5 protein-coding genes and 1 pseudogene are annotated in these 6,765 nt (G+C 36.6%); all 6 read right to left on the bottom strand.

The window, feature by feature from the left end; genetic code table 11:
• Positions 1-198, bottom strand: a 198-nt coding sequence (locus ACGH6Q_RS11775; protein ID WP_411592913.1) for a hypothetical protein, incomplete at its 3' end; no start/stop codon positions are given.
• 663 nt (positions 199-861) lie between these two features.
• Complete coding sequence (locus ACGH6Q_RS11770; RefSeq protein ID WP_411592912.1) at positions 862-2,118, bottom strand: type VI immunity family protein; 1,257 nt, start codon at positions 2,116-2,118, stop codon at positions 862-864.
• Between the two features lie 45 nt (positions 2,119-2,163).
• Complete coding sequence (locus ACGH6Q_RS11765) at positions 2,164-3,420, bottom strand: type VI immunity family protein (protein ID WP_411592911.1); 1,257 nt, start codon at positions 3,418-3,420, stop codon at positions 2,164-2,166.
• Between the two features lie 45 nt (positions 3,421-3,465).
• A complete protein-coding gene (locus ACGH6Q_RS11760) occupies positions 3,466-4,722 on the bottom strand; it encodes a type VI immunity family protein (protein ID WP_411592910.1) in 1,257 nt (418 codons plus the stop codon).
• Positions 4,723-4,766: 44 nt separating this feature from the next.
• A complete protein-coding gene (locus ACGH6Q_RS11755) occupies positions 4,767-6,329 on the bottom strand; it encodes a VRR-NUC domain-containing protein (protein ID WP_411592909.1) in 1,563 nt (520 codons plus the stop codon).
• A 10-nt stretch (positions 6,330-6,339) separates the two neighbouring features.
• Positions 6,340-6,765, bottom strand: a pseudogene (locus tag ACGH6Q_RS11750) (hypothetical protein); the annotation flags it as partial.

Here is a 6,765-nt window from a genome sequence, read left to right as displayed (position 1 = left end):
AGTACTGGTAAAAGTAATCACATAACGCCAAGGCTGGTTTAACGACTCATCACCCTCAACATGTAAAACCGAAATCGGTGCTCCTAGCCCGTCAACCGTTAAGGTATAGCGATTATGGCTAACCCCACTCAAACCCGCCATTAGATCGCCAAAACCTTCACCGAGTTGACTTAAAAGACGATTAAGTTCGTTTGACATGTTTGTTTCCTTTCCTTATTTATTGATTTAATTAAAATAAAATGAGAATGCCTTTTGTTTGTTGTTATGACTTAAATGGTTAATGTTATTGCTTTTAGTTATCTAATAGATAATCTAAATAAATTAAATTGTACAAAGTATAGCGCATTTTAGAACAAAATTTAACTCATTTTTAACTATAATGTTGTTTAATATTAATAATTCAAGTTAGTTTAATAGCGTTTTTTTTTGCGGTAAAGTCGTGGTTAAAAAAGCAATAACAATGACTTCACCCTTTTTAATTTAAGTATGATTTTTTGTTTTTTACATAAACATAGTGCTTTCCTGAAAGTTCTTAACAAAAATGGGGGGCTGTTTTTATTTTTTAGATAAAATATTTGTTTAGATAAACTGTGTGATAACTACCATATCAGGCAAAAATTCACCAAACCCGCCTGCCCACAAACGCATGTGAAAGCCGAAAGAGTGATACGAACTTTAATGGAAATGTGGCATAATCAGCAAATATTTAGCGATTAAAAACAGAGAAAACAAAAACTTAATCACTTTATTAATTTTTATAATACGGTTAAACCGCATAAAGCGATTTTAGGGAAAACGCCTTATGGGTTTTAGCGGATTGTTTTAATCATGAAGGAGAAACAAGTTGGTGTTTTCCTGCATTTAATTTTTAATATAAACGCTGCCACCGTCATCTCGACGTAATAATGTCCATGTAATATCGGTATAGGTTTGCTTTGTATCGCTATCAATAAACGGCGTCACTTTATCTCCGTTGATTAATTCACGGTACTCAATTTTGCCGTTAATGGTTGCAGAATAAAGCCCAGTATGGGGGCAAAGTTCACCTGTTTTTATACGAATGGGCACAGCTAACCCCGTTTGGTCGGGTGTTTGCTCTATTTGTTCATCTGTTTTAGGTAAGTCGGTTGCAGTGACATCATCAAAACGGCATTGCCACTCTTTTGATGTGCGATCATTAAAGCGAATTTCTCCATTGATTGAACCAAATCCCAATGAACCGATTTCAGGTGCTCGCGCCGGTTTTAATAGCGCGTTAACGTTGACATAGTGTTTAGGGTAAGGGTTACGGCTTACATCGCCCAGTTCAGGAACTTCACCAGCCCGAACAACAACCCCCCCCTTGTACGGGTAAAAGGTAATTGCTTCGTCTTGATTGCGTTGTTTTAGCTCGTCAAGGCGACCTAATTTATCGGTAATCAGCTGATCACTAAGGATAGTGAGCCAGTTAATGCACTTAAAGCCGTCTCTTAAATGTTCATCTGCTTCATCGTTTGAAATATCAAGCCCTAAGTATTTATGCGCTAATTCATACTCTAAATATTGATAATCATAATACTCATGGCTATGTTGAATACCTAATCCAAAAAAGCCATGCATAGGCTGTAAAATTTCGCTGATTTGACGTATTAACTCCACAAGTGAGTCCACACCAAAACTTTTAAGCTCATTAATTGGTAAATAAAATTGAACATTACTAATTTCTTTATGTAACTCTTCATACCATTCTGCTCTTGAATATACATTAAGCATATATTCTGGAACGAAGTCTATATTATTAACATTACTCCAATAAAAACAAATATTATCTGCTCCTACCCCATTAATCTGATTAATTTTTTCATATAGTGAAGTTTGTTGATAAGGGAATAATTTATTAGGATCACCATCAATATAGCCAAATTGCAATTTATCCCCCCAATACTTATCATAGAGCGCTAACACTTGACCGATAGCTTGGCGTTTTTCGGGTTTATAGGCTTTATCTAAGTAAAAACAGCCAACTAACCCCGTTTTTATTGCATCTTCAATATTATCAGGATCTAAATAGTGACCATAGGTAAACTTATTATAATTTTGCTGATATTCGTCTAATAATTGCTGTAATTTATCTTTCATGGGATAGCCTATAACACAAGGTAGATATCGTTTAACGCCATTTGTTTAATTTTTAATATAAACGCTGCCACCGTCATCTCGACGTAATAATGTCCATGTAATATCGGTATAGGTTTGCTTTGTATCGCTATCAATAAAAGGTTCAACGATGTATCCACCGATTAGTTTACGGTATTGAATTTTACCGTCGATATTGGTTGAATAAAGCCCTGTATGGGGACATGGTTGACCGGTTTGAATGCTGATATGTTGTGCTGAATTGATGCTAATAACTTCTGCGGAAACATCTTCATTGTTATCGAAATAACCCGTTGCTGTAATATTGTCAAAACGGCATTGCCATGCTTTGGAAGTGTTATTATCAAAGCGAATTTCTCCATTGATTGAACCAAAGCCCAATGAACCGATTTCAGGTGCTCGTGCTGGTTTTAATAGTGTGTTAACGTTGACATAGTGCTTAGGGTAAGGGTTACGGCTTACATCGCCTAGTTCAGGAACTTCACCAGCCCGAACAACAACCCCCCCCTTGTACGGGTAAAAGGTAATGGCTTCGTCTTGATTGCGTTGTTTTAATTCATCAAGGCTACCTAATTTATCGGTAACCAGCTGATCACTAAGGATAGTGAGCCAGTTAATGCATTTAAAGCCGTCTCTTAAATGTTCATCTGCTTCATCGTTTGAAATATCAAGCCCTAAGTATTTATGCGCTAATTCATATTCTAAATATTGATAATCATAATACTCATGGCTATGTTGAATACCTAATCCAAAAAAACCATGCATAGGCTGTAAAATTTCGCTGATTTGACGTATTAACTCCACAAGTGAGTCCACACCAAAACTTTTAAGCTCATTAATTGGTAAATAAAATTGAACATAGCTTATCGATTTATGTACCTTTTCATACCATCCAGCCATTGAAAAAGTTTTAATTAAATATTCAGGGGTGAACTCCAAATTATCAACATTACTCCAATAAAAATTTAATGTATCTAAAGCATATTCGTTAATCAATTCCAGTTTCTGCGCTAAACTAAAATCTTGATAAAAATATAATTTATTTGGATTGGCATTAAAAAAACCATGTTTAAGTTTATCGCCCCAATACTTATCATAGAGCGCTAACACTTGACCGATAGCTTGGCGTTTTTCGGGTTTATAGGCTTTATCTAAGTAAAAACAGCCAACTAACCCCGTTTTTATTGCATCTTCAATATTATCAGGATCTAAATAGTGGCCATAGGTAAACTTATTATAATTTTGCTGATATTCGTCTAATAATTGCTGTAATTTATCTTTCATGGGATAGCCTATAACACAAAGTAGATATCGTTTAACGCCATTTGTTTAATTTTTAATATAAACGCTGCCACCGTCATCTCGACGTAATAATGTCCATGTAATATCGGTATAGGTTTGCTTTGTATCGTCATCAATAAATGGCGCTACTTTATCTCCGTTGATTAATTCACGGTACTCAATTTTGCCGTTAATGGTTGCAGAATAAAGCCCAGTATGGGGGCAAAGTTCACCTGTTTTTATACGAATGGGCACAGCTAACCCCGTTTGGTCGGGTGTTTGCTCTATTTGTTCATCTGTTTTAGGTAAGTCGGTTGCAGTGACATCATCAAAGCGGCATTGCCACTCTTTTGATGTGCGATCATTAAAGCGAATTTCTCCATTGATTGAGCCAAAACCTAATGAACCGATTTCAGGTGCTCGCGCTGGTTTTAATAGCGCGTTAACGTTGACATAGTGCTTAGGGTAAGGATTACGGCTTACATCGCCTAGTTCAGGAACTTCACCAGCCCGAACAACAACCCCACCCTTGTACGGATAAAAAGTAATTGCTTCGTCTTGATTGCGTTGTTTTAATTCATCAAGGTGACCTAATTTATCGGTAACCAGCTGATCACTAAGGATAGTGAGCCAGTTAATGCATTTAAAGCCACCTCGAAAGCGCAAATCACTTTCAACATTTGAAATATCAAGCCCTAAGTATTTATGTGCTAATTCATACTCTAAATATTGATAATCATAATACTCATGGCTATGTTGAATACCTAAACCAAAAAAGCCATGCATAGGCTGTAAAATTTGGCTGATTTGACCTATTAACTCCACAAGTGAGTCCACGCCAAAACTTTTGAGCTCATTAATTGGTAAATAAAATTGAACATAGCTTATTGACTTATGTACCTTTTCATACCACTCTGGCTTTGAAAATGTTTTAATTAAATATTCAGGGGTGAACTCCAAATTATCAACATTACTCCAATAAAAATTTAATGTATCTAAAGCATATTCGTTAATCAATTCCAGTTTTTGCGCTAAACTAAACGCTTGATAAGGGTATAATTTATTCGGGTTGGCATTAAAAAAACCATGTTTAAGTTTATTGCCCCAATACTTATCATAGAGCGCTAACACTTGACCGATAGCTTGGCGCTTTTCGGGTTTATAGGCTTTATCTAAGTAAAAACAGCCAACTAACCCCGTTTTTATTGCATCTTCAATATTATCAGGATCTAAATAGTGACCATAGGTAAACTTATTATAATTTTGCTGATATTCGTCTAATAATTGCTGTAATTTATCTTTCATCATTTATCCTATAATTAAGACTAGCTTAACTGCCTATAGTTACATTAATTTGTTGTTGGTTCATCGCCAGGCGTAAAATAGTAGTAAAACTGTTGTCGATAAGGGTAGTAGTGAATCAATCTTTCATTTTTGCCCATTCTTACTCTGTCTCTACTCTGTTTTGTTAAAGTTGAATCATCTTCAAATTCAAAAAGACTCTCTAGCTTATTAAAATGATATTTTTGCTGATAGCGATAGTCAATTTCAATTAGGCGATCATCTTCGTACTTTTGCTTTTCTTGCTCGGTAATTTGGGCGTAATAGGTAAGTTGTTGATTCGGCTCTAATACATAATTGTTTGTTTGGGGTTGCTTAGCGGCCAACGGTAGCGAGGCTGTTGTCGCTGCTGCGGCCACAGTGGTTTTTGTTATAGGTGAAAACTTAATAACTTCAGCCCCATTGCGAATAACTGATGTTGTTGCTCCCATTTCGGTAATTAATGCGACTAAAGGTGCCGTGCTCATTGCGCCTATAATGGAAACCCCAACTGCTGCTAATGGGGCGTTAACAACCGCTTCATGCCGTTGTTCATAGCGCTGTACAGCGTCTACTGCTAGTTCAAAATTATAATTATCAGGAGCTAACAATTGTGGGCGGCTGTACTCAAACTCTTGCTGGTTAACCCATTTTATAATGTGTTTTGATATCGCATCATATTCTTGCTTCATCTGTTGTTCAATGGTTAATGCTAGTTTAGTGTTAGTCATTGCCTCTTCGCCTACAATTGCATATAAGGGATCTGCTTTGGCATTGGCGAGCATCTCTTCTTCCTCTTTCCCTTTACGTCGACGAAATTCACACTGTTTTAAAGTCATTAAGCGAAATTTTTTAATATCCCCACTTGCAATTTTTAAATAATCTTCACGTTGTTCTTCACTAAGACTATCACCAGGAAATTTTATCTCAATGACAGTATCAATATTATCAGGGTGATATCCTGCGGCACCTAATAATCGGTAGTTCTTTTTCTTTATGACATCTGGAATGCGGATCATACCACGCCCATTGGGGAACCGTTCTTTCGCAACATCAGGGTTGATGGTTCGATAAGCTTCAACAATATCATTATCACCACTTCGCTTTAGCGATAATTCGTTTTCGAGTGTGGTTTTATCTACCATAGGATCAACCACGTCAACCTCACGAAAATCAAATAAATAACTTCCTTCAGGATCGCCGTATCTATTCAGTTCACGGTATTCACGGTAGATCATACGAAACTTTGATAAGGGATATCTACTAGGTCTAAATGGCTCTTTATTACTGGTAAGTGGTACTGGTGGTTCTTTAGTCATATTGTATCCAACTTCACCACAGTAAGGAAATTTATACTCAGAGTTTTCAGCATCTTGCCTAATCCACATTGTCACTTGCCGTTGATAGCGTGGTGTTCCGTTTTTTGCAATGAATGGAAATTTTTTCGCTGCTTCCATTTTTTGGCATAAATAAACAATATCAAACGGATGTGTTACAGGTAGTACGGTTCCTGATGTATTCTTTTCTGTAGTAGCCGACTGACTACGTCTGGATGTCGGTCTTGCCCTTGGTTTATCAATCATTGTTGTCATTTTTATTATCCTAAACATCATTAAAATCAAACTGAACAATTTTACCTGTTGCGATATGTTTTGCCTTGAAAGTATTTTTAGGGCTTTCTTCTTGTGCTGAACCTGTAATGGTTTGCGGTTCATCGGTAAACACACGCTTTGTCCGTCCTTGAGCATCGGTTATACCAGTCAGTGTCTGTCCATTTACTTCGATTTCATAGGGATAAAAAGCTAATGGTTCACCCGTTTCATGATCGGTTAATATAAAAAATTCACTGTAACCATTAATGCCCGGCAAATTAACATAAGGAATGGATAATGTCGCCACTCCCATCTTTTGCAACACATTGCATTTAAGATAGATATTATCCTGCGTGCCCAGTTCAATGCCTTCACTGCTGATTTTGATATAAGAGCCACCACAAATAAGGGTGAGGTTGTCTTTGGCGGTAATGGT

This window comes from Gilliamella sp. BG2, assembly GCF_046635645.1.
GTDB classification, from domain to species: Bacteria; Pseudomonadota; Gammaproteobacteria; order Enterobacterales; family Orbaceae; genus Gilliamella; species Gilliamella bombi.
The sequence above is the reverse complement of the archived record's forward strand: the minus strand, read 5'-3'. Positions and strand labels throughout refer to the sequence as shown.

Coding starts and splice junctions, on each gene's coding strand:
- ACGH6Q_RS11770 (WP_411592912.1), bottom strand. CDS start 2,118: ATGAAAGATAAATTACAGCAATTATTAGACGAATATCAGCAAAATTAT.
- ACGH6Q_RS11755 (WP_411592909.1), bottom strand. CDS start 6,329: ATGACAACAATGATTGATAAACCAAGGGCAAGACCGACATCCAGACGT.
- ACGH6Q_RS11765 (WP_411592911.1), bottom strand. CDS start 3,420: ATGAAAGATAAATTACAGCAATTATTAGACGAATATCAGCAAAATTAT.
- ACGH6Q_RS11760 (WP_411592910.1), bottom strand. CDS start 4,722: ATGAAAGATAAATTACAGCAATTATTAGACGAATATCAGCAAAATTAT.